This window comes from Amycolatopsis jiangsuensis, assembly GCF_014204865.1.
In the GTDB taxonomy this organism is placed as follows: Bacteria; Actinomycetota; Actinomycetes; order Mycobacteriales; family Pseudonocardiaceae; genus Amycolatopsis; species Amycolatopsis jiangsuensis.
The window spans coordinates 2,765,939-2,791,603 of record NZ_JACHMG010000001.1; the positions used below are offsets into that span (position 1 = coordinate 2,765,939).

Annotated in this window: 20 protein-coding genes; 8 read left to right on the plus strand and 12 right to left on the minus strand. The window is 71.3% G+C overall.

Annotation, left to right across the window (positions count from 1 at the left end; translation table 11 throughout):
* Positions 1-12 precede the first annotated feature (12 nt).
* Both BJY18_RS12120 and BJY18_RS12125 read left to right on the plus strand, forming a co-directional pair.
* Positions 13-2,025: a prolyl oligopeptidase family serine peptidase gene (locus tag BJY18_RS12120; protein WP_184780069.1), complete on the plus strand. Its 2,013-nt coding sequence runs from the start codon at positions 13-15 to the stop codon at positions 2,023-2,025.
* A 167-nt stretch (positions 2,026-2,192) separates the two neighbouring features.
* Positions 2,193-2,600, plus strand: a complete 408-nt coding sequence (locus BJY18_RS12125) for a VOC family protein (RefSeq protein WP_184780070.1) — start codon at positions 2,193-2,195, stop codon at positions 2,598-2,600.
* A 476-nt stretch (positions 2,601-3,076) separates the two neighbouring features.
* On the opposite strand, the gene BJY18_RS12130 is transcribed toward BJY18_RS12125, so the two are convergent.
* From BJY18_RS12130 to BJY18_RS36805, 3 genes are all read right to left on the minus strand, one after another.
* Positions 3,077-5,896, minus strand: coding sequence for a vitamin B12-dependent ribonucleotide reductase (locus BJY18_RS12130; RefSeq protein ID WP_184780071.1), 2,820 nt, complete (start codon positions 5,894-5,896; stop codon positions 3,077-3,079).
* Positions 5,897-5,927: 31 nt separating this feature from the next.
* On the minus strand, positions 5,928-6,419 hold the full coding sequence (gene nrdR, locus BJY18_RS12135) for a transcriptional regulator NrdR (protein WP_184780072.1): 492 nt from the start codon (positions 6,417-6,419) through the stop codon (positions 5,928-5,930).
* Positions 6,420-6,727: 308 nt separating this feature from the next.
* The gene (locus BJY18_RS36805; protein WP_312873825.1) at positions 6,728-7,015 is read right to left on the minus strand and encodes a LysM peptidoglycan-binding domain-containing protein; all 288 of its coding nucleotides are present in this window, start codon (positions 7,013-7,015) and stop codon (positions 6,728-6,730) included.
* Positions 7,016-7,861: 846 nt separating this feature from the next.
* On the opposite strand from BJY18_RS36805, the gene lexA reads away from it, so the two are divergent.
* Positions 7,862-8,521 carry a transcriptional repressor LexA gene (lexA, locus tag BJY18_RS12145; protein WP_184784577.1) on the plus strand — a complete coding sequence of 220 codons (660 nt, stop codon included), beginning with the start codon at positions 7,862-7,864 and terminating at the stop codon, positions 8,519-8,521.
* Positions 8,522-9,051: 530 nt separating this feature from the next.
* Here lexA and BJY18_RS12150 read toward each other — a convergent pair.
* The 3 genes from BJY18_RS12150 to BJY18_RS12160 all read right to left on the minus strand — a co-directional run bounded on the left by BJY18_RS12150 (position 9,052) and on the right by BJY18_RS12160 (position 12,165).
* Positions 9,052-10,074, minus strand: a complete 1,023-nt coding sequence (locus BJY18_RS12150) for an SdiA-regulated/phytase-like domain-containing protein (RefSeq protein WP_184784578.1) — start codon at positions 10,072-10,074, stop codon at positions 9,052-9,054.
* 86 nt (positions 10,075-10,160) lie between these two features.
* Positions 10,161-11,618, minus strand: a complete 1,458-nt coding sequence (gene hflX / locus BJY18_RS12155; protein ID WP_184780074.1) for a GTPase HflX — start codon at positions 11,616-11,618, stop codon at positions 10,161-10,163.
* A gap of 43 nt (positions 11,619-11,661) precedes the next feature.
* The gene (locus BJY18_RS12160) at positions 11,662-12,165 is read right to left on the minus strand and encodes an ArsR/SmtB family transcription factor (RefSeq protein ID WP_184780075.1); all 504 of its coding nucleotides are present in this window, start codon (positions 12,163-12,165) and stop codon (positions 11,662-11,664) included.
* A gap of 63 nt (positions 12,166-12,228) precedes the next feature.
* Here BJY18_RS12160 and BJY18_RS12165 point away from each other — a divergent pair, with 63 nt between their 5' ends.
* Positions 12,229-13,482 carry an MFS transporter gene (locus tag BJY18_RS12165; RefSeq protein WP_184780076.1) on the plus strand — a complete coding sequence of 418 codons (1,254 nt, stop codon included), beginning with the start codon at positions 12,229-12,231 and terminating at the stop codon, positions 13,480-13,482.
* Positions 13,483-13,531: 49 nt separating this feature from the next.
* The gene (gene valS, locus BJY18_RS12170; RefSeq protein ID WP_184780077.1) at positions 13,532-16,048 is read left to right on the plus strand and encodes a valine--tRNA ligase; all 2,517 of its coding nucleotides are present in this window, start codon (positions 13,532-13,534) and stop codon (positions 16,046-16,048) included.
* Between the two features lie 77 nt (positions 16,049-16,125).
* On the opposite strand, the gene dapF is transcribed toward valS, so the two are convergent.
* Both dapF and miaA read right to left on the minus strand, forming a co-directional pair.
* Positions 16,126-16,962 carry a diaminopimelate epimerase gene (gene dapF, locus BJY18_RS12175; protein ID WP_184780078.1) on the minus strand — a complete coding sequence of 279 codons (837 nt, stop codon included), beginning with the start codon at positions 16,960-16,962 and terminating at the stop codon, positions 16,126-16,128.
* Positions 16,963-16,971: 9 nt separating this feature from the next.
* Entirely contained in the window at positions 16,972-17,892 is a 921-nt protein-coding gene (miaA, locus tag BJY18_RS12180; RefSeq protein ID WP_184780079.1) for a tRNA (adenosine(37)-N6)-dimethylallyltransferase MiaA, read from the minus strand.
* Between the two features lie 219 nt (positions 17,893-18,111).
* Here miaA and BJY18_RS12185 point away from each other — a divergent pair, with 219 nt between their 5' ends.
* Positions 18,112-19,425: a DUF349 domain-containing protein gene (locus BJY18_RS12185; protein WP_184780080.1), complete on the plus strand. Its 1,314-nt coding sequence runs from the start codon at positions 18,112-18,114 to the stop codon at positions 19,423-19,425.
* Positions 19,426-19,517: 92 nt separating this feature from the next.
* Here the strand turns inward: BJY18_RS12185 and BJY18_RS12190 are convergent, their stop codons facing one another.
* Together BJY18_RS12190 and miaB are read right to left on the minus strand one after the other, a co-directional pair.
* Positions 19,518-19,994 carry an Rv2732c family membrane protein gene (locus tag BJY18_RS12190; protein ID WP_184780081.1) on the minus strand — a complete coding sequence of 159 codons (477 nt, stop codon included), beginning with the start codon at positions 19,992-19,994 and terminating at the stop codon, positions 19,518-19,520.
* The gene (miaB, locus tag BJY18_RS12195; protein ID WP_184780082.1) at positions 19,991-21,484 is read right to left on the minus strand and encodes a tRNA (N6-isopentenyl adenosine(37)-C2)-methylthiotransferase MiaB; all 1,494 of its coding nucleotides are present in this window, start codon (positions 21,482-21,484) and stop codon (positions 19,991-19,993) included. The genes BJY18_RS12190 and miaB overlap by 4 nt, the downstream gene beginning before the upstream one ends.
* Positions 21,485-21,632: 148 nt before the next feature.
* Here miaB and BJY18_RS12200 point away from each other — a divergent pair, with 148 nt between their 5' ends.
* Complete coding sequence (locus tag BJY18_RS12200) at positions 21,633-22,556, plus strand: TAXI family TRAP transporter solute-binding subunit (protein WP_246458850.1); 924 nt, start codon at positions 21,633-21,635, stop codon at positions 22,554-22,556.
* Here the strand turns inward: BJY18_RS12200 and BJY18_RS12205 are convergent.
* Both BJY18_RS12205 and BJY18_RS12210 read right to left on the minus strand, forming a co-directional pair.
* Positions 22,553-23,944, minus strand: a complete 1,392-nt coding sequence (locus tag BJY18_RS12205) for a sensor histidine kinase (RefSeq protein WP_184780083.1) — start codon at positions 23,942-23,944, stop codon at positions 22,553-22,555. The two genes, BJY18_RS12200 and BJY18_RS12205, sit on opposite strands and share 4 nt — an antisense overlap.
* 3 nt (positions 23,945-23,947) lie before the next feature.
* A complete protein-coding gene (locus BJY18_RS12210; RefSeq protein ID WP_184780084.1) occupies positions 23,948-24,613 on the minus strand; it encodes a response regulator transcription factor in 666 nt (221 codons plus the stop codon).
* A gap of 293 nt (positions 24,614-24,906) precedes the next feature.
* On the opposite strand from BJY18_RS12210, the gene BJY18_RS12215 reads away from it, so the two are divergent.
* Positions 24,907-25,635: an amino acid ABC transporter ATP-binding protein gene (locus BJY18_RS12215; RefSeq protein ID WP_184784580.1), complete on the plus strand. Its 729-nt coding sequence runs from the start codon at positions 24,907-24,909 to the stop codon at positions 25,633-25,635.
* Positions 25,636-25,665: the final 30 nt, after the last annotated feature.

Below are 25,665 nucleotides of genomic sequence, written 5' to 3' on the forward strand. Positions count from 1 at the left end.
AGACTGGGCGCCATGACTGTCGAAGATCCGTATCTGTGGCTGGAGGACGTGACCGGGGAAGCGGCACTCGACTGGGTCCGCGCCCGCAACGCCGAAACCCTGGACGTGCTGACGGCGGGTGAGCGGTTCGGGCAGCTGCGGGACTCGATCCGCGAGGTGCTCGACGCGGGCGGCCGGATCCCCTACGTGGTGCGCCGGGGGCCGCACCTCTACAACTTCTGGCAGGACGGCGCGCATCCGCGGGGACTGTGGCGGCGCACCACGCTCGAGCAGTACCGCAGCGCGGAACCGGAGTGGGAGCTGCTGCTCGACGTCGACGCGCTCGCCGAAGCCGAGGACGAGAACTGGGTGTGGAAGGGTGCCGCGGTGCTGCGCCCGGGACACCGGCTCGGGCTGGTGCAGCTGTCCCGCGGCGGGGCCGACGCGACCGTGGTCCGGGAGTTCGACCTCGATGCGCACGAGTTCGTCGAAGGCGGCTTCTTCCTGTCCGAGGCGAAGAACCGCGTCGGCTGGATCGACGCCGACCGGCTGTACCTCGGCACCGACTTCGGGCCCGGGACGCTCACCAGCTCCGGATATCCGCGGCTGGTGAAGGAGTGGCGGCGCGGCACCCCGATCGAGGACGCGGTGCCGGTGTTCGAGGGCAAGCCCGACGACGTCGCGGTCGCCGCCTTCCACGACCCGACCGAGGGATTCGAGCGCGACTTCGTGTACCGCTCACTGGACTTCTTTCGGACCGAGGTGCACGAGCGGACCGCGTCCGGGCTCGTGAAACTCGACCTGCCGGACGACGTCGACGTGTCGGCGCACCGCGACTGGCTGCTCGTGCAGCCGCGGACCTCCTGGACTGTGGGCGGCGTGGCGTACCCGGCCGGAGCGCTGCTGGCCATCCGGTACGACGCGTTCACTTCCGGCGACCGGAACTTCACCGCGCTGTTCACCCCGGACGCGCACACTTCGCTGGACTACTACACGTGGACACGGCACCACCTGCTGCTCGGGACGCTGCACGACGTGAAGACCGAACTGCGGGTACTCACCCCGGGACCGGACGGCTGGACCGAGGCTCCGCTGGCCGGCGCACCCGAGTTCGGCAGCGCGCAGATCGTGGACACCGAACCCGACGTCGACGACGAGTACCTGGTGGACTCCTCCAGCTACGTCCAGCCGTCCACGCTCAGCCGCGGCGTGGTCGGCGGTGACGTCGAGGTCCTCAAGCAGGCGCCGGGATTCTTCGACACCGACGGGATCGAGGTCAGCCAGCATTTCGCGACGTCGGAGGACGGCACCCGGATTCCGTATTTCGTGCTCCGCCCGGCGGACGCCGAAGGCGGGCCGACGCTGCTGAGCGGGTACGGCGGCTTCGAGGTGTCCCTCACGCCGTCCTACAGCGGTTCCATCGGCCGTTCCTGGCTCTCGCGCGGCGGCACGTACGTGGTCGCGAACATCCGCGGCGGCGGCGAGTACGGTCCGCAGTGGCATGCGCAGGCGGTGAAAGCCGACCGGCACAAGGTGTACGAGGACTTCTCCGCGGTCGCCCGTGATCTGGCCACACGCGGCATCACCACCCCGGAACGGCTCGGAATCCAGGGCGGCAGCAACGGCGGCCTGCTGATGGGTGTGATGCTCACCCGCTACCCGGAGCTGTTCGGCGCGATCGTCTGCCAGGTTCCGCTGCTCGACATGAAGCGCTACCACCTGCTGCTGGCGGGCGCGTCGTGGATGGCCGAATGGGGCGACCCGGACGTGCCGGCCGAGTGGGAGTACATCGCGAAGTACTCGCCGTACCAGAACGTGCGAGCGGACCGGGAGTACCCGCCGATCCTGTTCGTCACGTCCACCCGGGACGACCGCGTCCATCCGGGACACGCACGCAAGATGGTGGCCCGGATGCGCGAACAGGGGCACGCGGAGGTCGAGTACTTCGAGAACCTCGAAGGCGGCCACGGCGCGGCGGCGGACAACGAACAGCTGGCCTTCCGCACGGCGCTGGCCTACGAGTTCCTGTGGTCGAAACTGTCCTGACCGCCCGGCCCGGGGTCGCGCGCGATCCCGGGCCTGCGGGTGCCCTTTGTGGACACCTGTGTCGTGCTGTCCGGCCGGTTCATCGACCCGCCGCGGCGGCGCTGTCCGCTGCTTGCTGCCTTGTGTTCCCTGCCTTGTGTTCCCTGCCGGCAAGGACGGATGCTGCCATGGTCGCGTTCCTGCAATTGACCACGATCATCGTCGAGGACTACGACGACGCGATCGCTTTCTTCACCGAGGCGCTCGGGTTCGAACTGGCCGAGGACTCCCCGTCCCGCACCAACGACGGCCGCGTCAAGCGCTGGGTGGTCGTCCGCCCACCGGGCGCGGAGGCCGGCATCCTCCTCGCCCGCGCCGACGGAGAGCAGCAGACCGCCGCGATCGGGACGCAACACGCCGGCCGAGTGGGCTTCTTCCTGCGCGTGGACGATTTCGAGGCCAGTTTCCAGCGCATGCGCGCCGCAGGGGTCGAGTTCGTCGCGGAGCCGCGCACCGAGCTGTACGGCCGGGTCGTCGTCTTCCGCGACGTCGCCGGCAACCGCTGGGATCTCCTCGGCCCCGCCACACCTGCCTGAGCCGACCCGCTTCGACTCGAGTTCCGGCGCCCTGCCTGCGTAGGCACCCTGTGCCTGTCGAGACGGCGCATAGCCGGCGCCACCGACGACACCCGGCGACCGCCACGCCGGCCCCGGCTGCCCACCCCCGGCGACCACGGCTCGATCCGACTTGGTGCACCCGCCGCAACTTGCCCGGCCACGACCGACCATGCCCGGCAACCTTCACCGCCTCATGACCGACCACAACCCAGCATGCCTCACCGCGCCGCGACTGACCGCGCCCGGCGGCTCTCGTCCCGCCACGGCCGCCGACGTCCGGTGACGGTGGTGCCGACACGGCTCACCGCATCCGGCAATCCTCACGTCGCCGCGGCTTACCGCACATGGCGGTCGTCATGCCGGCACGGCACAGCACCGCACATGGCGACCGTGGTGCCGACACGGCACCGCACCCGGCAGCTGCTCTGCCGGGTGCGGTGCGCGCGGACTGCTGGTCAGCTGCAGCCGGAGGTGGCGCCGCAGCCTTCGCAGGCGTAGCAGGAGCCCGCCGGGCGCATCTTCGTGCCGCAGGTCATGCACAGCGGAGCGTCGGCGGCCTTGCCGAGGTGCAGCTCCATCAGCTCGGCCGTACTGTGCGCGTCGTCGGCTGCCTCGGACTCCCGCTTCTCCTCGCGAGCGGCGGCCGGTGAGGAGTCCACGCTGGTGCGCAGTGCCTCCAGGTCCATTCCGCCGCCGTAGTTCTGCTCGACCTCGGCCGAGCGCTCGTCGGCGGTGAAGATGCCGAGCTGGGAGCGCTTCTCGTACGGCAGGTAGTCGAGTGCGAGCCGCCGGAACAGGTAGTCCATGACGCTCGTGGCGATCCGGATGTCCGGGTCGTCGGTCATCCCGGCGGGTTCGAAGCGCAGGTTGGAGAACTTCGAGACGTAGAACTCCAGCGGGATGCCGTGCTGCAGACCGACCGAGATGGACATGGAGAACGCGTCCATCACTCCGGCCAGTGTGGAACCCTGCTTGCCGAGCTTGACGAAGATCTCGCCGAGCCCGTCGTCCGGGTACGAACCGGCGTGCAGGTAGCCCTCGGCGCCGCCGACGGTGAACGACACCGTCTGGCTCGGGCGCTTCTTCGGCAGCCGGCGGCGTACCGGGCGGTATTCGACGACCTTCTCCGGCTCGGTCCCGGCCTCGGCTTCCTTCTTCTTCGCCGTGGACAGCGGCTGGCCGACCTTGCAGTTGTCGCGGTAGATGGCGAGCGCTTTCAGGCCGAGTTTCCAGCCCTGGAAGTAGATTTCCTCGACGTCCTCGACGGTGGCCGCCTCGGGCATGTTCACCGTCTTGGAGATCGCGCCCGAGATGAACGGCTGGACCGCGGCCATCATCCGCACGTGCCCCATCGGCGCGATGGACCGCTCACCGACCGCGCAGTCGAACACCTCGTAGTGCTCGGGGCGCAGGCCCGGCGCGTCGATGACGTGGCCGTGCTGGGCGACGTACTCGACGATCGCCTCGACCTGTTCGTCCTGGTAGCCGAGCGCCCGCAGCGCCCGCGGCACGGTCTGGTTCACGATCTGCATGGACCCGCCGCCGACGAGCTTCTTGAACTTCACCAGGGAGAAGTCCGGCTCGATCCCGGTGGTGTCGCAGTCCATCATGAAGCCGATGGTGCCGGTGGGTGCGAGCACCGAGGCCTGCGCGTTGCGCCAGCCGTGGCGGGTGCCCAGCTCGACCCCGCGCTGCCATTCCTGCGAGGCGAGCGCGCGGACCGCCTTGTCGTTCTCGTGGTAGGTGCGGATCAGCTCGTTGGCCGCCGCGTGCTTGCGCATCACCCGCTGGTGCGCCTCGGCGTTGCGGGCGTAGCCCTCGTATGGGCCGACCACGCCGGCCAGCTCGGCCGAGCGCCGGTAGGAGACCCCGGTCATCAGCGAGGTGATCGCACCGGCGAGCGCCCGGCCGCCCTCGGAGTCGTAGGCGTGGCCCAGCGCCATGAGCAACGCGCCGAGGTTGGCGTACCCGATGCCCAGCTGGCGGAACTTGCGGGTGGTCTCGGCGATCGGCTCGGTCGGGAAGTCCGCGAAGCAGATGGAGACGTCCATCGCGGTGATGACGAATTCGACGGCCTTCGCGAACAGCGGCGCGTCGAACGTGCCGTCGGCGGACACGAACTTCAGCAGGTTCAGCGACGCCAGGTTGCAACTGGAGTTGTCCAGGTGCATGTACTCACTGCACGGGTTCGACGCGGTGATCCGGCCGGACTCCGGGCAGGTGTGCCAGTCGTTGATCGTGCCGTCGTACTGCAGGCCGGGGTCGGCGCACTCCCAGGCGGCTTTCGCCACGGAACGGAACAGCTTCTTCGCGTCGGTGCGCTCGATGACCTCACCGGTGAGCCGGGCACGCAGGCCGAAGTCGGTGCCGGTCTCCACCGACTGCATGAACTCGTCGGAGACCCGGACCGAGTTGTTCGCGTTCTGGTACTGCACCGAGGAGATGTCCGCGCCGGAGAGGTCCATGTCGAACCCGGCGTCGCGCAGGACCTTGATCTTCTCCTCCTCGCGCGCCTTCGTCGCGACGAACTCCTCGATGTCCGGGTGGTCCACGTCGAGCACGACCATCTTCGCCGCGCGTCGGGTGGCGCCGCCGGACTTGATGGTGCCGGCGGAGGCGTCGGCGCCGCGCATGAACGACACCGGACCGGACGCGGTCCCACCGGAGGACAGCAGTTCCTTCGAGGACCGGATCCGGGAGAGGTTGAGGCCGGCGCCGGAGCCGCCCTTGAAGATGAGGCCTTCCTCGCGGTACCAGTTCAGGATCGATTCCATGGTGTCGTCGACCGAGAGGATGAAGCAGGCCGACACCTGCTGCTTGGAGGAGGTACCGACGTTGAACCACACCGGGGAGTTGAAGCTGAAGACCTGGTGCAGCAGCATCCAGGTGAGCTCGTGCTCGAAGATTTCGAGGTCGGCCGCGCCGGCGAAGTAGCCGTGTGCGGCGGCCGCCTTGACATAGGTACCGACCACGCGGTCGATGAGCTGCTTGAGACTGCTCTCCCGCTGGTCGGTGCCGACCGCGCCGCGGAAGTACTTGCTGGTGACGATGTTCGTCGCGTTGACCGACCAGAACTCGGGGAACTCGACCCCGCGCTGCTCGAAGTTGACGCTGCCGTCGCGCCAGTTGGTCATCACGACGTCACGCTTCTCCCACGCGACCTCGTCGTATGGGTGCACCCCTTCGGTGGTGAAGACGCGCTGCACGCTCAGCCCGTTCGCGGCCTTCTTCTTGTTCCGTCCGGCGGCCGTGCCGGCTCCCACGGTTTCGGTCATGCGGTCCTGTCCCTCACTCCCCACGCACGGCTCAGTCGTCCGCCGTACGCTCGCCTTCTGTGTCCTCCGCGCTGCCCGCCATGGCTTCCCGCAGGTCGGCGATCTCCTTCTCGAAGTCCTCGACCGAGGAGAACGAGCGGTAGACGCTGGCGAACCGGAGGTAGGCGACGCCGTCGAGCTCCCGGAGCGGACCGAGGATGGCCAGGCCGACCTCGTGGCTCGGGATCTCCGCCAGACCGGCGGAGCGGATCGACTCCTCCACGCGCTGCGCGAGCTTCTGCAGCGCGTCGTCGTCGACCGGCCGGCCCTGGCAGGCCCGGCGCACGCCGTTGACCACCTTGTCCCGGCTGAACTGCTCGGTGACGCCGGACCGCTTGACGACGGCGAGCACCATCGTCTCCGACGTGGTGAAGCGCCGGCCGCACTGCGCGCACGAGCGCCGCCGCCGGATCGCCTGACCTTCATCCACCTCTCGGGAGTCGACCACCCGAGAGTCCGCATGCCGGCAGAACGGGCACCTCATCCGCCAGTCACCTTCCCCTCCGCGCCGGCCGATTCCTGTTCCCGTCCGGCCCCTGCCGCCACGCTACGGCCTGGACCACGATCACCCCGCGCGGCCCCGCGCCTGGTGATCGATCTGTGGACATCCGGTGGGTGAACGCCAGCCAGCTGTGGATAACTGACTCCAGTCTACCCCTACCTGTGGACCAACTACAGCGGTGTAACTACTAGATATAGGGGTAGACCTTAGATCGTCGCCCGAATGGACGCAAGCGGCACGAGCGGGTGAAAGAAGGCCTTCGCGCCCCGCGATCGCACTGCCGCCGAGCGTCACGACCCGCTTCGGGCGGGCCCGCCGCCGGCGGCTCCGGTGACCGGCACGGTGAGCGGAAAGCCGGGCACGAGGGCGGTGTCGTCCAGGTCGTTCAGCTGCTTGATACGGGAGACCACCGCCGCCTGATCGGAATCGGGCGCGAACCGGGTGGCCAGCGCCGTGAGCGTGTCGCCGGGACGGACCGACACGGACGCCGTGCGCTCGGGGACGGCCGCGCCGGGAACCCCGCCGCCGAAAACACCCAGTCCGGTGACGACGAGACAGACCGCCGCGGCGATCGCCACCAGCCACGGCCACCGTACGGGAGGCCGCCGCGCCTGCGAGCACCCAGCCGCACCGGCCGCCCGTCCCGCGACGACGCGCGCCCGCGTGGGCGGCCGCAACGGCTCGCCTCGCCGCTCCCGCGCGGTCCGGCCCGGGTTGGCCGGCACGGCGGCGGGAACGTGCCGCACACCCCCGCGACGACTCGGAAGCTCCCGGATCGCCGGCACACCGGCCGAAACCTGTCGGGCCCGGGACTCGCGCGCCGGATTCCGGCCCACAGAACCACCCGACCGAGTGATCCGCGTGCCCGATCGCGGAGCGTCGTGCTCCCGGACAGCCGGGTCGTCCGCTGCCGGACCGGGGGTGGCGGGGGCCCGCCTGGACGCGGGAGCGGGGCAAACAGGGTCGGCGGCCCGCCCGGCAAGGGCGGGCCGGAACGGGCGGACGAGCCCGCGGTCGGCCAGGATCGACATGACGGAACCTCCTCATGACCTGCTGTTCCGTCCGATCCGGGTACGCACCGCGACGGCGCGACCCGGGTCGAACAGGCGTTCTATCGAACGTCCGTGCGAAGGTCTACCACCCCGCACCGACAAAATCGAGCGGACACGGCGTGTCGATCGAACAGATGTTTGAAATCGCCGGGCGGGGTGGCTAACGTCGTCAACCAGGACATCTGCCCCGGGCAGAGCGCGCCGGCACGCGGGGAGCGGAGCCGGCGCACGCGGGAAAGCGCGGAACGCCTGCCGGCGGCCGCGGGAGGAGCTGGAGGCGACACAGCGTTGGAGAAGGACACGGTGAAGGCCACTGTGGCGAAAGGGCCCGGCGGCGATGCCGACCAGGGCAGCGGGGGCAAGGTCAGCGCTCTGCCGGAGGTGTACGACGTGGACGAGACACTGACCGTTCGCCAGCAACAGGTGCTGGACGTGATCCGCACCTGGGTGAGCCGCTTCGGCTACCCGCCGAGCGTCCGCGAGATCGGCGAGGCGGTGGGACTCACGTCGACCTCGTCGGTGTCGCACCAGCTGCGCGCGCTGCAGCGCAAGGGCTACCTGCGGCGCGACGCGAACCGGCCGCGCGCGGTCGGTGTCCTCGCGTCCACCGACGACAATCCGATGGGCATCGACATGGACCAGCAGCCGTCCGTGCCGAAGGCGGCGTACGTGCCGCTGGTCGGCCGGATCGCCGCCGGTGGCCCGGTCCTCGCGGAGCAGTCGATCGAGGACGTCTTCCCGCTGCCCCGGGAGATCGTCGGCGAGGGCGAGCTGTTCCTGCTGAGCGTCACCGGTGACTCGATGGTCGACGCCGCCATCACCGACGGCGACTGGGTCGTGGTCCGCCAGCAGCCGGCCGCGGAGAACGGCGACATCGTGGCCGCCATGATCGACGGCGAGGCCACGGTGAAAACGTTCAAGCGCACGGATGACCACGTCTGGCTGATGCCGCACAACGAGGCCTACGAACCGATCCCGGGCGACGACGCGACGATCCTCGGCAAGGTCGTGGCAGTACTGCGCAGGCTCTGACCCACGGCGAGGGCACCGAACGCCACAGACGGCGCCCTCGCACACGGCCCGGATTGGGCAGTGCGGCAGTGCGGTGCAGTACGCCGACCGGACCAGGAAGAGGCACGCTCGGTCGGCGGCCGGGCGGCTTGGCGGTCAGGCGGCCGGCTTCGGCGGCTGGTAAGTCAGTCAGCGGCCCCGTCGGTTGGTAAGTCCGCCGGCCGGTTGGCCTGCTGGTGAGCCGGTCTGCTTGCCAGTCGGCCAATCAGCCGGCTGGCAAGCCGGTCAGGCGCACGCCGGTCAGACGCCAGTCGATCGCACGCCAGTCAGACGCACGCCGGTCAGACGCCGGTCGATCGCACGCCGGTCAGACGCACGACGGTCGGTCAGTCACCGGTCAGCGGTCGGCTGGCTGGTAAGCAGAGAGGTCGATCGAGCAGGCAGGGCAGCCAGCAAGTTCAGTAAGTCCGGAGTCCCGGTCGAGCGTGAACGCGCCTCCGCCTCCCTCGCCGGCCATCACGCGAATCCAGCAAGTCCAGTGAAGCAACCGGTCAGCGGCGACGACTGCCACGGCGGCGGGTTCGGTTCAGCAGAAGCCAGGCGCCCAGGACCAGCGTGGCTGCGATTCCGGCTGCGGGCAGTACGGGTACGCCGGAGCCGCTCTCCTCGGTGGCGGCGGGGGCCTCGGCCGCGTCCGGGGTGGTGGACGAGGTGCCGGACGAGGTGGTGTCTGCCGTGGCGGGGCCGGTCGGTGACGTCACGAGGGCGGTCGCGTTCCGGATTGCGCGGACCGGTTGGCCGGTGCCCTCCCCTGCCGAGAGGAGGGTGCCGTCCGGTTCGAAAGCGATGGCCTCGCCTTGCTTCTCGTTCGGCAGGGCGACGCGGACCGGTTCGCGGCGCAGCGCGGCCGGCACGTCGCCGTCCGGGGCCGGGTACAGGTACACGTCGGTGTAAGTGCGCAGGGCCAGCACCGTCCCGTCGGCGCTGGTCGCTCCACCGGTCACCAGCACCGACCCGAACGAGCCGACCGGACCGCCGGGAGTGTCGGTGCTGTGCACGCGCAGGGTGCCGACCTGCTCCAGCGGCGTGGGACCGGGCGAGGCCAACGCGCCGGTCGGCCGGTACACCTTCGCGTCCCCCAGCACATCCTTGGTGACCAGGTACGGAGTACCGGAACGGTCCAGCAGCAGAGCCTCGGAGTCGTGCGCGCCGTCCGGATAGGTCAGCCGATGCACGACGGCCGAGCCGCTGCCGGGCTTCATCTCCAGCAACGCCACCGTGCCGCGCTGATGCCGGTTGTCACCGGTGTCGGACAGCCACAGCGTGCCGTCCGCGGCACGCGCCAGATCTTCGACGTCGTACGGGTCGGTCGGGGCCGAGAGCACCTGCCGGACCCGGCACGTCCGGTCCAGCACGAAGACCTGCACCTTCGTGCCGCCGTCGTTGATCGCGTACCAGCGGTCGCCGTCCGAGACCAGGCCGGACAGCTCGCCCACGCGGGAATCGCCGACCCGGCACACCGTCTCCGGCGCGGGAGCCGGAACCGCCGCGGCGGGCAACGCCCCGACCAGCATCAGGACCGCCACCAAGGCCCAGACGACGCGCACCCGCTCACCTCCGTAGTGCGCGGACCGGGCCGGCCGCGCACTACGGAAGACGTTCAGAGCGCCGAGGAGTTGGTCTCGAACCGGCGCAGGGCCGCGGCCAGGTCCGCGCGGACCCGCACCACCAGCCGCGTGCCTTCGGCGACGTGCTCCTCCTCCAGCACCTCGCCCTCCGTGTGCGCCCGGGCCACCAGCTCGCCCCTCGCGTACGGCACCAGCACGTCGATCTGCCGGTCCGGCCTCGGCAACCGCTCCGCGAGCGCCTCAGCCAGATCGGTGACGCCCGCGCCGGTGCGCGCGGACACCTGCACCGAACCGGGCAGCGCGTGCCGCAACCGGGCCAGCGTGACCTCGTCGGCGGTGTCCGCCTTGTTGATCACCAGCAGCTCCGGCGGCAACGGTTCCTTGCGGCTGCGGGTGATCTCGCCAAGCACCTCGTGCACCGCGTTGACCTGGTCCTCCGGCGCCGGATCGGAGCCGTCGACGATGTGCAGCAGCAGGTCGGCGTCGGCGGCCTCCTCGAGCGTGGAACGGAACGCGTCCACCAGCTGGTGCGGCAGGTGCCGGACGAATCCGACGGTGTCGGTGAGGGTGAACGCTCGCCCGTCGGCCGTGCGCGAACGCCGGGTGGTCGGGTCCAGAGTGGCGAACAGCGCGTCCTCCACCAGCACTCCCGCCCCGGTCAGCGCGTTGAGCAGGCTCGACTTACCGGCGTTGGTGTAGCCGACGATGGCCACGCTCGGCACCTCGTTGGCCACCCGCCGGCCGCGCTTGGTCTCGCGGATGGTGTCCATCGCGGCGATCTCGCGGCGCAGCTTGGCCACCCGCTTGCCGATCCGCCGCCGGTCGGTCTCCAGCTTCGTCTCACCGGGACCACGCAGGCCCACGCCGCCGTTCGCGCCGCCGGCGCGGCCACCGGCCTGCCGGGACAGCGCCGAACCCCACCCGCGCAACCGCGGGACCAGGTACTGCAGCTGGGCCAGCTCGACCTGCGCCTTGCCCTCACGGGAGCGGGCGTGCTGGGCGAAGATGTCCAGGATCAGCGCGGTCCGGTCGATCACCTTGACCTTGACCTTGTCCTCCAGCTGACGCAGCTGGCCGGGCGAAAGCTCCCCGTCGCAGACCACCGTGTCGGCGCCGGTGGCCACGACCACGTCCCGCAGCTCCCGCACCTTGCCGGAGCCGATGTAGGTGGCCGGGTCGGGTTTCGTGCGCCGCTGGACGAGTCCCTCGAGCACCTCGGAACCGGCTGTCTCGGCCAGCCTCGCCAGCTCGGCCAGCGAGGCCTCGGACTGCGCCGCGGCGCCCTCGGTCCACACGCCGACCAGCACGACGCGCTCGAGCCTCAGCTGCCGGTACTCGACCTCGGTGATGTCCTCGAGTTCGGTGGACAGGCCCGCGACCCGGCGCAGTGACGCCCGGTCCTCGAGCTCCATCTCACCGACCGAGGGATCCGAGGGATCCACTGCGTCGAACCCGGCGTCGTTCGGATCGTTGTGTGTCAGTTCTGTCATCGTGCCTCCATGCTCCCACGATTCGGCGCCGGAGCCGAGCGGATTACCTGCCGGGATAGATCGAGACGTAGATCGCGGTGCGGTCCGCGGCGGGATCCGGGGCCCGGTCGCGGAACTCGTCGAGCAGCTCGGACAGCCGGTCCCGGAGCTCGCCGACCGCCTCCGGTGCCAGTTTGACCACCAGCCGGCTGGCGTCGACTTCGGCCGGATCGGCTTCGGCCAGCTCGGCGAGGAACGCTTCCAGCATGGCTTCGCCGACCGCGGCCTCCGGCGGATCGTTCGCCAGCTCCCAGGAAAGACCGGTCGACAGGTACGGGATCTCCTTCGCCCCGCGCGCGCCGCGCCGGACCTCTTGCGGGATGAGGAAACCGGTGTCGACCAGCCGTCGCACGTGATGCAGCGTGGTCGCCGGGTCGCGGCCGAGCCGCCGCGCCAGCTCCTTGTTCGTCATCGCCTCGAAGGACGTCAACCGGATGATGCGCAGCCGTATTCCGGAGGCGAGCGCGGCCGCCTCGGCTTCGGTGGAGGATCGTCGTTTCCGCGCCACGCGCACAGCCTAGAGCCGCCCCAGTGATTGACAGTTTCCAATCGCTGGCGAACACTCCCTCGGGTGAGACGCGACTCGTTGCTGTTCCACGCGGACTTCCGGCGGCTCTGGGCCGGTGACACCGCGAGCCAGCTCGGCACGTTCGTCGGCGCGACCGCGATCCCGCTGCTGGCCGCGGTCACGCTCGCCGCGACGCCGTTCGAGATGGGTCTGCTCACCGCTGCCGAGACGGTGGGGTTCCTGCTCATCGGGCTGCCTGCCGGGGTGTGGGTGGACCGGCTGCGCAAGCGGCCGCTGATGCTGGCCGCCGATCTGGTCCGCGCCGTGCTGCTGCTGAGCATCCCGGCCGCGTGGTGGACGGGCGTGCTGACCATGACGCAGGTACTCGCCGTCGTGCTGTTCACCGGCTTCGCCACGGTCTTCTTCGACGTGTCCTACCAGGCCTACCTGCCCGCGCTCGTCGGCCGCCGACGGCTGCTGGAGGGCAACGCGAAGCTGCAAGGCGTGCAGTCGTCGGCACAGATCGCCGGACCGAGCCTGGCCGGCGTGCTCGTGCAGTTCCTCGGCGCCGCGAGCACGATCGTGGTCACCGGCGCGGGCTACCTCACCTCGGCACTGTGCCTGTGGCGGATCCGCACCGTGGAAGCGAGCGGCAGCCGCACGGGGCGCGAACGGCTGCTGCCGCAGATGGTCGAGGGCCTGCGGTTCGTGACGGCCGACCGGCCGCTGCGCGCGATCGTCGCGTGCACCGCGACGGCGAACCTCTTCGGCGCGGCCGCGCAGGCGGTCGAGGTGCTTTTCCTGACCCGCCGGGCCGGGCTCGCCCCCGCCGAGGTCGGGGTACTGCTCGCGGTGGGCGGCGTCGGCGGGATCGTGGCCGCGCTGTGTGCCGGCCCGGTCATCCGGCGGCTCGGGCAGGCGCGGTCGATCTGGCTGGTGCCGGTGCTGGTCTGGCCGGGGAATCTGCTGGTCCCGCTGGCCGGGCCGGGCTGGCGGCTGCCGCTCGCCGGACTCGGGCTCGCCGCGGCCGGATTCGGCGTGATCCTCTACAACGTCGCCCAGGTCTCCTACCGCCAGGCGATCACCCCGGACCGGCTGCTCGGCCGGGTGAACGCGAGCGTCCGGTTCGTGGTGTGGGGAGCGATGCCGCTCGGCGGGCTGCTGGGTGGGGCGCTCGGCGAAGGGCTGGGGCTGACCGGTGCGCTGTGGGTGGCGCTGGCCGGAGAGCTCACCGGCGCGCTCTGGGTGATCTGCTCTCCGTTGCGGCACATGCGGAATCTTCCCGTCGCGCCGGACACCGCAGTGCCCGCCGGATGAGCGCCGGGCGGCGTCGGAAACCGCTGTACCGGCTGGGTAAAGTCGGCTCATGAAACCCACTCCCGAAGTCCCGCGCAAGGTCGGTGTCGACGGACTCGAAGCCAAGTGGGTACCGGTATGGGAACACGACGGCGTTTACCGGTTCGACCGCACGCGGGGCGAGGTCTACTCGATCGACACCCCGCCGCTGACCGCCAGCGGTTCGCTGCACATCGGGCACGTGTTCTCCTACACCCACACCGACGTCCTCGCGCGCTACCAGCGGATGCGCGGGCGTTCGGTGTTCTACCCGGTCGGCTGGGACGACAACGGCCTGCCCACCGAGCGCCGGGTGCAGAACCACTTCGGCGTGCGCTGCGAGCCCGCCGTGGCCTACGACCCCGCGTTCACCCCACCGGACAAGCCGGGGAAGAACGCGATACCGGTGTCCCGGCGGAACTTCGTCAAGCTGTGCCGCGCACTGTCCGAAGAGGACGAGAAGGTGTTCGAGGACGTCTGGCGGCGGATCGGGCTGTCGGTGGACTGGACGCTGGCCTACCAGACCATCGACCCGGCGACCACGCAGATCTCGCAACGCGCCTTCCTGCGCAACCTCGCCCGCGGCGAGGCCTACCAGTCCGAAGCCCCGACGCTGTGGGACGTCACCTTCCGCACCGCGGTCGCGCAAGCCGAGCTCGAAGACCGTGAACGGCCGGGCGCCTACCACGATCTGGTGTTCACCGCCGGAGACGGCGCCGAGGTGCTGATCTCCACCACGCGTCCGGAGTTGCTGCCCGCCTGCGTCGCGCTGGTGGCGCACCCGGACGACGAGCGCTACCACCACCTGTTCGGGCAGACCGTGCGCACTCCGGTGTTCGGCGCCGAGGTGCCGGTGCACGCACATCACCTCGCGGACCCGGACAAGGGCACCGGTATCGCGATGGTGTGCACGTTCGGCGACACCACGGACGTCACCTGGTGGCGTGCGCTGCGGCTGGAGACCCGGCCGGTCCTGGGGCGCGACGGGCGGTTCCGGCCCGAAGCACCGCACGGGGTGTCCGCGGAGGCGTACGCGCCGCTGGCCGGCAAGACCGTCCACACCGGACGGCAGATTCTGGTGGAGGCCCTGCGGGAAACCGGTGCGCTGCGTGGGGAACCGCGGCCGATCACGCATCCGGTGAAGTTCTACGAGAAGGGCGACAAGCCGCTCGAAATCGTCACCAGTCGGCAGTGGTACCTGCGCAACGGCGGCCGTGACGAGGACCTGCGTGCCAGGCTGCTCGGCCGCGGTGCCGAGCTGAACTGGGTGCCGCCGCACATGCAGGTGCGCTACCGCAGCTGGGTCGAAGGGCTCACCAGCGACTGGCTGATCAGCCGCCAGCGGTTCTTCGGCGTGCCGATCCCGGTCTGGTACCCGCTGGACGAGCACGGCGAGCCTGACCACGGCTCGGTGCTGGTCCCGGACGACGCGAGCCTGCCGGTCGACCCGAGCACCGACGTGCCGCCGGGCCACACCGAGGCGCAGCGGGACTCCCCCGGCGGGTTCACCGCCGAGCCGGACGTGATGGACACCTGGGCCACGTCGTCGCTCACCCCGCAGATCGCCGGCCGCTGGAGTCTCGACGACGACCTGTTCCGCCGCGTCTTCCCGTACTCGCTGCGGCCGCAGGCCCACGAGATCATCCGCACCTGGCTGTTCTCCACCGCGGTGCGCGCCGAGCTGGAGGAGGGGGTGCTGCCGTGGCGTGACGCGGTGATCTCCGGCTGGGTGCTCGATCCGGACCGCAAGAAGATGTCGAAGTCGGTCGGCAACGTGGTGACCCCGGCCGACCTGCTGGAACGGCACGGGTCCGACGCGGTGCGCTACTGGGCGGCGAGCGCCCGCCCCGGCGTGGACACGGCGGTGGACGAGGGGCAGATGAAAGTCGGCCGCCGGCTCGCGACGAAACTGCTGAACGTGAGCCGGTTCGTGCTGGGGCTCGGGCTGCCCGCGCCGGACGCGGTGGCCACCGAAGCGCTGGACCGGTCCCTGCTCGCCCTGCTCGGCCGGGTGATCGAGGACGCGACCACTGCGTTCGAGGCGCTGGACCAGGCTCGCGCCCTGCAGGCGACCGAGACGTTCTTCTGGACGTTCTGCGACGACTACGTGGAGCTGGTGAAGGGCCGCGCGTACGGCGACCTCGGCGAGGCCGCGGCCGAATCCGCCCGGGTGGCGCTGACGACGGCGCTCTCCGCGCTGGTGCGGATGCTCGCCCCGGTCGTGGCGTTCGCGGCCGAGGAGGTGTGGTCGTGGTGGCAGGAGGGTTCGGTGCACCGCGCGCCGTGGCCGGCCGCGCCCGGCGGTGACGGCGATCCCGGCCTGCTCCCGCTCGCCGGCTCGGTCATCGCGGCGGTGCGGCGGGCCAAGAGCGACGCGAAGGTGTCGATGCGGTCCGCCGTGGAAAGCCTCGCGGTGACCGCGCCGGCCCGGCTGCTCGCCGAGTTCGGCGAGGTCGCCGCTGACGTCCGCCTCGCCGGTGCGGTCACCACCGTGACCACTCACGAAGGCGAAGGTGACCTCGCGGTCGAGGTGACGATCGGCGCGTGAGCGTGCGGTCGGGCGCCATCGAGGTCGTGAAGGCCCCTTGACGGAAATCCCCTGAAGGGGCCTTCACGATCAGGCGGTCAGGAAGCGCTGGAGCCGGCCGCGGCCCACCAGGCCTCGTCCAGCTCGCCGCGTGCGACGAGCTCCGCCGGGCCGCTGAGCGTGGCCGAACCGCGTTCGACGGTGACCACCACCCGCCCGCCTGGGATGTCCACTGTGGACTCCCCGGCGTCGGTGCCCGCCAGGTGCAGTGCGGCGGCCACCGCGGCCACCGTGCCGGTGCCGCAGGCGCGGGTCTCCCCCACGCCGCGCTCGTGCACGCGCATCCGCAACGCACCGTCGCCGAGCAGGTTGACGAATTCCAGGTTCACCCCCGCCGGGAACACGTCGTGATCGAAATCGGGCTGCTCGCGCAGGTCCAGGCCGGCCACGTCGTCATTCAGGACGGACACCAGGTGCGGGTTGCCGACGTCGACGGCCACCCCGGAGAACGGCCGCCCGGCCACCACGGTGACCGAGGTGCCGGTGATCGTGGCCGGTCCCATGTGCACGGTGACGGAACGGTCCGGGTGCACGGTGACCGGCCGGTCCCCCGCCCGGCTGCCCACGGTGAACTCCCCCTGCGCGGCGAGTCCGGAGTCGACCAGGTAGCGGGCGAAGACCCGCACGCCGTTGCCGCACATCTCGGCGATCGAGCCATCGGCGTTGCGGTAGTCCATGAACCACTCGCCGTCGGATTCCACGCCGAGCGCACTCGCCCGCACCACGCGCAGCACGCCGTCGGCTCCCAGCCCGCGCTGCCGGTCGCACAGCGCCGCGACGCGCTCCGGCGTCAGGTCCAGCCGGCCGGCCGGATCGGGCAGCAGCACGAAGTCGTTCTGCGTGCCGTGGCCCTTCAGGAACTCGATACCGCCCATGGCTCCAGGTTACTGGGCGAGCACGGTGAGAACCCGCGCGGCCAGGTCCGGTTCCGCACCGTCGAACCACCGGATCCGCTGGTCCCGGCGGAACCACGAGCGCTGCCGGCGCACGAACCGGCGAGTGGCCTGCGCGGTCGCCGCGGCGGCCGCGGGGAAATCACCCGCGCCGTCCAGCTCCGCGAGCACCTGCTGGTAGCCGAGCGCCCGCGAAGCGGTCTTCCCCTCCCGCAGGCCACGGCCGGCCAGCTCGCGGACCTCGGCCACCAGCCCGGCCGCGAACATCCGCTCCACCCGCAGGTCGACGCGCTCGTCGAGAGCGGCGGGCTCGCGGTCCACCCCGATCAGCACGGTCCCGTAGCGAGCGGGCCCCGGCTTCGGCAGGTTCGCCGAGAAGGGTTCGCCGGTGATCTCGATGACCTCGAGTGCCCGCACGATCCGGCGCGTGTTCGTGGGCAGGATCGCGGCCGCCGCGGCCGGATCCCGCTCGGCCAGGCGCGAGTGCAGCGCTGCGGTGCCGAGGCCTGCCGCCTCCTCGTCGAGCCTGGCCCGGATCGCCGGATCGGTGCCGGGAAACCGCAGATCGTCGAGCACCGCCTGCACGTAGAGCCCGGAACCACCGGTCAGGACCGGCACCCGCCCCGCCGCGCGAATCCGCTCGATCGTGCGCCGGGCGGCATGCTGGTAGGCGGCCACCGACGCCGTCTCGGTCACGTCGAGGACATCCAGCAGGTGGTGCGGTACCCCCCGGCGTTCCTCCCGGGTCGCCTTGGCCGTGCCGAGGTCCATCCCGCGGTAGAGCTGGAGCGCGTCGGCGTTCACGACCTCGCCGCCCAGCGCGAGGGCCAGCTCCACGGCCAGCGCCGTCTTCCCGGTGGCGGTGGGGCCGACGACGGCCACCGGAACCGGCGGCTGAGCAGGGCTGATCACGCTGGCGAAGGGTACCCGGCCGGGCCGGGACACGGGCACGGAGCGTCCGGGCGAAGTAGGATCAACGGCTTCAGGCGGCTCATCGGAGTACCACGGCGGGCGCTGAGCTGCTTGAATGCCGCTGGGGCACTTTCGCCCCCGCACGAGAAGCGCAACCCGGCCCCGCTCCCGCGGCGGGGCGCCCGCACCAGCGGGCGTACAGGCGATAAGGAGCCTGCGATGGCCCAGGAGAACACGTCCCCCGGCACCCCGGCACCGCACCCGGTACCGCACGCGCACCACGCCGGCCCTGCCGCACCGGCCGTGCCGTCCGCCGAAACCGCCCCGGCCACCTGGGGACGGATCGACGAGGAGGGCACCGTCTACGTCTTCACCGCCGACGGCGAGCGGACCGTCGGGGTCTGGCAGGCCGGTACGCCCGAGGAGGGGCTGCTGCACTACGCGCGCCGCTTCGACGACGTCCGGACCGAGGTCGAGCTGCTCGAAACGCGGCTGAAGTCCGGGGCAGGCGATCCGAAGCACGCGCTGAGCAGCGCGACGCAGCTGCGGGACGGGCTGGGTGAGTCCGCCGTGGTCGGCGACCTCGTGGCGCTCGCCGCGCGGCTCGAGTACGTGATCGGCGTCGCGGAGAAGGCGCTGGTCAACGTCAAGCAGGAGCGCGAGCAGGCGCGCAGCGCCGCCGTCTCCCGCAAGCAGGGGCTGGCCGAGGAGGCGGAGAAGATCGCCGCCGAGTCGACGCAGTGGAAAGCCGCGGGCGACCGGCTGCGCGCGATCCTGGACGAGTGGAAGACGGTCAAGGGCGTCGACCGCAAGACCGACGACGAGCTGTGGAAACGGTTCTCGAAGGCGCGCGAGTCGTTCAACCGGCGCCGCGGTTCGCACTTCGCGGAGCTGGACAAGCAGCGCGCGGGCGCGAAGCACCGCAAGGAAGAGCTGATCGCCGAGGCCGAGGCGCTGTCCGATTCGGAGGACTGGGGTCCGACGGCGGGCCGGTACAAGGACCTGATGGCCGAATGGAAGGCCGCCGGCCGGGCCCCCAAGGACAGCGACGACGCGCTGTGGCAGCGCTTCCGCGCGGCACAGGACTCCTTCTTCGCCCGCCGTTCGGCGGTCTTCTCCGAACGGGACGCCGAATTCGCCGGCAACGCAACGCGCAAGGAAGAGCTGCTGGTCGAAGCGGAGAAGATCGACGCCGCGGCGAACCTTGACGCGGCGAAGTCCTCGTTGCGCAAGGTCCAGGAGCAGTGGGACGAGATCGGCAAGGTCCCGCGCGAGCGCATCCGCGAGCTGGACGGCCGGTTGAAGGCGGTGCAGGACGCGGTCAAGGCGGCCGAGGACAGCCGCTGGCGCCGCACCGACCCGGAGGCACAGGCCCGCGCCGCGCAGTTCCGGGAACGCGTCGAGCAGTTCGAGAGCCAGGCCGAGAAGGCCCGTGCCGCGGGCGACGAACGACGCGCGAAGAAGGCGGACGAGCAGGCCGCCCAGTGGCGGGAGTGGATGGAAGCCGCCGAAGCCGCGGTCGCCGACCGCTGAGCCGGCCCCGGCTCACTCCGGGATGAAGGCCTCGTTCAGTTTCCGGAACGAGGCCTTCACGGCGTTTCCGCGCAGAAGGCAGCCACGGAAGGTCAGGCGCGGGAGAACGCGGTGCGCATCCAGAGCGCGGCCAGGATGATCGTCGTGATCCAGGCGATGATCATGCCCAGGCCCGGGCCGCTTCCGGTGGCTCCGTTGGCGTGCGCGGACTGCTGCGACCAGATCGCCAGCAGCCCGTCGACCGAGGCGAACCAGCCGCCGGCCGCACAGCACCAGGAGACCCACCAGCGGCGGGTCACCAGCGCCACCGCGCCGGCGAGCACGCCGATGCCGGTGGAGGTCACCGCGAACAGCTGAGGGATGCCGCCCGCCGCACCGGTCACCGCCTGCCAGCCGGCATGTCCCTCGGCCCACGGCAGCAGCAGCGCCACCAGCAGCACGAAGATCAGCACCGAGATGGTGAACCCGCGCCTGCCCAGCTCCACCGTGCGGGCCGCGCGCCGGCCCGCCTGGTCGATCTCCTCGCTCAGCTGCCGGTCGACCTCGGCCGGGGTTCCCGATTCGCTCACCGTGCACACTCGCTCACCGGGGCCGGCTGTGCCGGCGGGGCGCCGAAGCCGGGCAGACCCAGCGTGACCCCGTTCGTCTTGGGCCGAAGACCTGCCTCGGCGTTGTCGCCCGCCCGGGTGCGGCGGTGCGTCCGGAGGTCGCCGTCGGCGACCAGATGGTGCGGGGCGCCGTAGGTGAGCACCGTCTCCACCACGTCGCCCGGGCGTACCGCGCGGTCCACGGCCGGCCCGGTCGGGGTGAAGTGCACCAGCCTGCCGTCACGGGCGCGCCCGCTCATCCGGCGCGTCTCGGCGTCCTTGCGTCCCTCGCCCTCGGCGACCAGCAGTTCGACCGTCCGGCCGACCAGCGCCCGGTTCTCCTCCCAGGAGATCTCGTTCTGCAGCTCGACCAGCCGGTCGTAGCGCTCCTGCACGACCTCCTTCGGCAGCTGGCCGGGCATCGTCGCGGCCGGCGTGCCGGGGCGCTGGGAGTACTGGAAGGTGAACGCGCTGGCGAACCGGGCCTCGCGCACGACGTCCAGCGTCGCCTGAAAGTCTTCCTCGGTCTCGCCGGGGAAACCCACGATGATGTCGGTGGTGATCGCCGCGTCCGGCATCGCCGAACGCACCTCGTCGAGGATCTTCAGGAACCGCGTGGACCGGTAGGAGCGGCGCATCTCGCGCAGCACCCGGTCGGAGCCGGACTGCAGCGGCATGTGCAGCTGGTGGCACACGTTCGGGGTCTCCGCCATCGCGTCGATCACGTCGGAGGTGAATGCCGCCGGATGCGGCGACGTGAACCGCACGCGCTCCAGCCCGTCGACACCGCCGCAGGCCCGCAGCAGCTTGCCGAACGCGAGCCGGTCGCCGAACTCGACGCCGTAGGAGTTCACGTTCTGCCCGAGCAGGGTCACCTCGAGCACGCCCTCGGCGACCAGCGCCTCGACCTCGGCGAGGATTTCCCCCGGACGGCGGTCGCGTTCCTTGCCGCGCAACGAGGGCACGATGCAGAACGTGCAGGTGTTGTTGCAGCCGACCGAAACCGACACCCAGCTCGCGTAGGACGATTCGCGGCGCGCGGGAAGCGTCGACGGGAAGGTCTCGAGCGATTCGAGGATTTCCACCTCGGCCTCGGAGTTGTGCCGCGCGCGCTCGAGCAGCGCGGGCAGCGAACCGAGGTTGTGCGTGCCGAACACGACGTCCACCCACGGCGCCCGCTTGACGATCTCGCCCCGGTCCTTCTGCGCGAGGCAGCCGCCGACCGCGATCTGCATCCCGGGGTTCGCGATCTTGTCCGGGCGCATGTGCCCGAGCGTGCCGTACAGCTTGTTGTCCGCGTTCTCGCGCACCGCGCAGGTGTTGAACACGACCAGGTCCGGCTTCGCCGACGCGTCCGCCGGAACGTAACCGGCCGCCTCGAGCTGCCCGGCGAGCCGCTCCGAATCGTGCACGTTCATCTGGCAGCCGAAGGTCCGGATCTGGTACGCCCTGGGTGCCTGCTTCTCGGTCATCAGCAACCAGAGTAACGCCGCGCCGGTCCGGCGACCTTGGCGCCTGCCTGCCTGGTCGGCCGGGCACCGGGAGGGCCCTCGCGCATCTCACGTGGTCTCCGCGTCCGTCATCCGCTGGCCGTCCGCCTCGATCTGGCACGATCCCTGCATGCGGAGGCGTACGGCGATGACGGCCGCGCTGGTGGCGGCCGGGGCGCTGCTGGCCGGATGCGAAGCGGACTTCCCGGATCTGCACCTGCGCATCGCGGCGGGTGCGGTCGGCGGGGTCTACCACGATCTGGCCGGGCCGCTGGCCGACGCGTGGGCCGCCGGGCTCGGCACCGAACGGCCGCAGGTGCTGGCCACCCAGGGCTCGGGGGACAACCTCAACCGCGTGCTCTCCGGGACCGCCGACGTCGCGTTCGTGGCCGCCGACCTGGCCACCGACTCGGCCGCCGCGCATCCCGGGAAACTCGCCGCGCTCGCCCGGATCCACGACGACTACCTGCACATCGTGGTACGCGCCGATTCGCCCTACACCTCGGTGCAGGCGCTGCGCGGGCACCACATCGCGGTCGGCTCGCCGGAATCGGGCGTGGAGTACATCGCCGGGCGCGTCCTGCAGGTGGCCGGGCTGACCGGGTCGGTCACCGTGCAGGATCTGGGGCTGGAGGCCTCGCTCACCGCACTGGCCGAGGGCCGGGTCGACGCGCTCTTCTGGTCCGGCGGGCTGCCGACCCCGCTGATCACCCGATACACGCGCACGGTCGGCCTGCGGCTGCTCGACATGGCCGGGCTGATGCCGGACATGCGGCGGTTCAGCCCGGTGTACAGCAGCGCGACCATCCCGGCCAGCACCTACGACCAGCCGGGTCCGGTGACCACGCTCGTGGTGCCGAACTTCCTGGTCGTGCCGACCTCGATGCCCGGCGACGTGGCCGAGGCACTGACCAGGGGGCTCTACGACGCCCGTCCGGCACTGGCCGCGGCCAACCGGGCGGCGCTGTCCATCGACGTGCATCCCGGGATCGAGACCAGCCCGGTGCCGCTGCACCCGGGAGCGCTCGCCTACTACCGCGCCGGGAAGCTCTAGCCCACCGGCAGTTCCAGCTCGATCCGCAACCCGCCGCCGTCGGGCAGCGACAGCCGCAGCTGCCCACCGGAATGCCGGACGATCTCGTGCACGATCGCCAGCCCCAGCCCGGAGCCGGGCACGTTCTGGTGCGTGCTGCTGCGCCAGAACCGGTCCACCGCACGCTCCAGCTCGTCCTTGCGCAGGCCCGGCCCGTGGTCGCGGACGGCCAGCGTCACCCGCTGCCCGGTCCGCTGCGCGCTCACCCGCACCACGGTCCCCGAAGCGGTGAACTTGAACGCGTTGTCCAGCAACGCATCGAGTACGACCTCGAGCCCGCGCGGGGGCACCAGCACCCGGGCACCGGCCACGTCGACCTCGCTCTCCAGGGTCACCTCCCGCGCGGCGCCGACGACCGACCAGTCCGCGACCCGGTCGGCCACGACCTCGGCGAGGTCCTCGGACACCAGTTCTCCCCCGGCCGCCTCGGCCCGCGCCATGGACAGCAGTTCGTCGAGGATTTCGTTGAGCCGCTTGGCATCCACCCGCGCGGCTTCGAGGTCGGCGGCGGCCTCGTCCGCGACCTCGCCGGTCAGGTTGCCGAGCCGGATCTTCAGTGCGGTGAGCGGATTGCGCAGCTGGTGCGAGGCATCGGCCACGAACGCGCGCTGGGCGGCCAGGGTTTCGGACACGCTCTCGGCCATCCGGTCGAACGACCGCCCGAGCTTCCGCAGCTCGGGCGGGCCGCCGCTCTCCCCCACCTTCACCGCGTCGCGGCCGCTGACCACCGAGGCGACCAGCGCCCCGGTAGCCTCGTCCAGCCGGCGCACCGGGCGCAGCGTCCAGCGCACGACCGGGATCGCGACCAGCAGGGCGAGCCCGAACGCGACCACCGCGCCCGCGGCCAGCACCAGCCACCGCCACAGCAGCAGCGTGCGAACGTGCCCGGTCGAGGATTCGGTGACCACGACGCCGCGCACCTCGCCATCGATCAGGATCGGCTCGGCCAGCACCAGCGGATCGTCCGTCCACGGCAACAGCATCGGCCCGGGTTCCGGGGCCCGGCCCGCCAGTGCCTGGTTCACCGGCGTCCGGATGCTCGCCCGGTCGATGCTTCCCGCGGCCGCTCCGCCGGAGGAGCTGAGCACCGGTTCGCCGTCCTGGTCCACCACGACCACGGTGACGCCGTAGACCTCGGTGTAGCGGCGCAGTTCGGGTTCCAGCAGGGACGCCTGATCGTCCAGCAGCGGACGCTGCGCGAGCGAAGCGAACCGCGAGGCGTCGGTGAGCCGGTCGAGGAAGAACTGCTGCTGCAGGCTGCCGGCGATACTCAGCGCCAGCGGGATGCCGAGCCCGAACACGAGCAGCGCCACCAGCGTGACGACGATGCCCTGCAACCGGACGCGCACCGCTCAGCCTCCTCCGCTCAGGCGGTAGCCGACTCCGCGCACGGTCTCGATCAGCGCCGGACGGCCGAGCTTGGTGCGCAGCGTGGCCACGTGCACGTCCAGCGACCGGCTCTCGGCCGCGCCGCGGTGCCCCCACACCTCGTTCAGCACCTGCTCACGCGAGCACACCGCGCCGTGCGCACCCGCGACCAGCGCGAGCACCTGGAACTCCTTGCGCGACAGCGCGACCGGCTCGCCGGCCACCAGCACCTCGTGCCGGGCCAGGTCGATCCGCACGTCGCCGACCTCCACCACCGGCACCGCGCCGGCCGACGGCTCCCCGCGGCGGCGCCGCACGGCCTCGACCCTGGCCAGCAGCTCCTCGACGTCGTAGGGCTTCACCAGGTAGTCGTCCGCGCCGGCACGCAGGCCCTGCACCCGGTCGTCCACCTCACCGCGCGCGGACACCACGATCACCGCCACGTCGCTGACCGCGCGGATCCGGCGGCACAGCTGCACACCGTCCACATCGGGCAGACCGAGGTCGAGCAGCACCACGTCGACGTCGTGCACCCGCTCGAGCACCCCGGCCCCGGAGGCGAGCCGCTGCATGGCCAGCCCACGGCGGGTCAGCGCGGGCACCAGCGCGCCGGCGACCCGGTCGTCGTCCTCCACCAGCAGCACTCGCACCGCTCGCCTCCCCGGTGATCCAGACCACGGTAGCCGGGAACTCTAGGGCACCGCGCCGTGCCCGCACCCGGGTGGCGGCCGCGCCGGGCGCGGCTAGGCTGAGCAGCGCCGGATCGCCGCGGCGGCCGCGTTCGATACGTAGTTGAGACCCTAAGGATTGCTCAAGCGGCCTTTACACGAGGGCCGACGGGAGTAGGTTTCCGCCATCGACGTGGGATCCGGGGTCCCGCAGCCGCCGACGATGACGACCAAGGAGCTCTGGAGGCCAGATGACCACGGACGTGGCGACGCCGATGATCAAGGCGGTCGCCGTGAACAAGTACTTCGGCGACCTGCACGTACTGCGGGAGATCACCCTCGAGGTGCCGCGCGGCCAGGTCGTGGTGGTGCTCGGACCGTCCGGATCGGGCAAGTCGACGCTGTGCCGGGCGATCAACCGGCTCGAGCCGATCAACTCCGGTGAGATCGCCGTCGACGGTGTGCCGCTGCCCGCCGAGGGCAAGGCGCTCGCCGCGCTGCGCGCCGACGTCGGCATGGTCTTCCAGCAGTTCAACCTCTTCGCGCACAAGACGATCCTCGAGAACGTGATGCTCGCGCCGGTGAAGGTGCGCAAGGCCCCGGCCGCCGAGGCCCGCACGACCGCGATGGAGCTGCTGGAGCGGGTCGGCATCGCGAACCAGGCGGACAAGTACCCGGCGCAGCTGTCCGGCGGGCAGCAGCAGCGCGTGGCCATCGCCCGCGCGCTCGCCATGCGGCCCAAGGTGATGCTGTTCGATGAGCCGACCTCGGCACTGGACCCGGAGATGGTCCAGGAGGTGCTCGACGTGATGACCGGCCTTGCCAAGGACGGGATGACCATGCTCGTGGTCACCCACGAGATGGGCTTCGCCCGCCGCGCCGCGGACCGCGTGCTGTTCATGGCCGACGGCGAGCTCGTCGAGGACGCCACCCCGGAGGAGTTCTTCTCCCAGCCGCGCAGCGATCGCGCGAAGGACTTCCTCGGCAAGATCCTGACCCACTGACCCGTCCGGACCATCCGGATCCGACGGACC

Coding starts and splice junctions, on each gene's coding strand:
- BJY18_RS12120 (WP_184780069.1), top strand. CDS start 13: ATGACTGTCGAAGATCCGTATCTGTGGCTGGAGGACGTGACCGGGGAA.
- BJY18_RS12125 (WP_184780070.1), top strand. CDS start 2,193: ATGGTCGCGTTCCTGCAATTGACCACGATCATCGTCGAGGACTACGAC.
- BJY18_RS12130 (WP_184780071.1), bottom strand. CDS start 5,896: ATGACCGAAACCGTGGGAGCCGGCACGGCCGCCGGACGGAACAAGAAG.
- nrdR (WP_184780072.1), bottom strand. CDS start 6,419: ATGAGGTGCCCGTTCTGCCGGCATGCGGACTCTCGGGTGGTCGACTCC.
- BJY18_RS12150 (WP_184784578.1), bottom strand. CDS start 10,074: ATGCTGGTCGGGGCGTTGCCCGCCGCGGCGGTTCCGGCTCCCGCGCCG.
- hflX (WP_184780074.1), bottom strand. CDS start 11,618: ATGACAGAACTGACACACAACGATCCGAACGACGCCGGGTTCGACGCA.
- valS (WP_184780077.1), top strand. CDS start 13,532: ATGAAACCCACTCCCGAAGTCCCGCGCAAGGTCGGTGTCGACGGACTC.
- dapF (WP_184780078.1), bottom strand. CDS start 16,962: ATGGGCGGTATCGAGTTCCTGAAGGGCCACGGCACGCAGAACGACTTC.
- BJY18_RS12185 (WP_184780080.1), top strand. CDS start 18,112: ATGGCCCAGGAGAACACGTCCCCCGGCACCCCGGCACCGCACCCGGTA.
- miaB (WP_184780082.1), bottom strand. CDS start 21,484: ATGACCGAGAAGCAGGCACCCAGGGCGTACCAGATCCGGACCTTCGGC.
- BJY18_RS12200 (WP_246458850.1), top strand. CDS start 21,633: ATGCGGAGGCGTACGGCGATGACGGCCGCGCTGGTGGCGGCCGGGGCG.
- BJY18_RS12215 (WP_184784580.1), top strand. CDS start 24,907: ATGATCAAGGCGGTCGCCGTGAACAAGTACTTCGGCGACCTGCACGTA.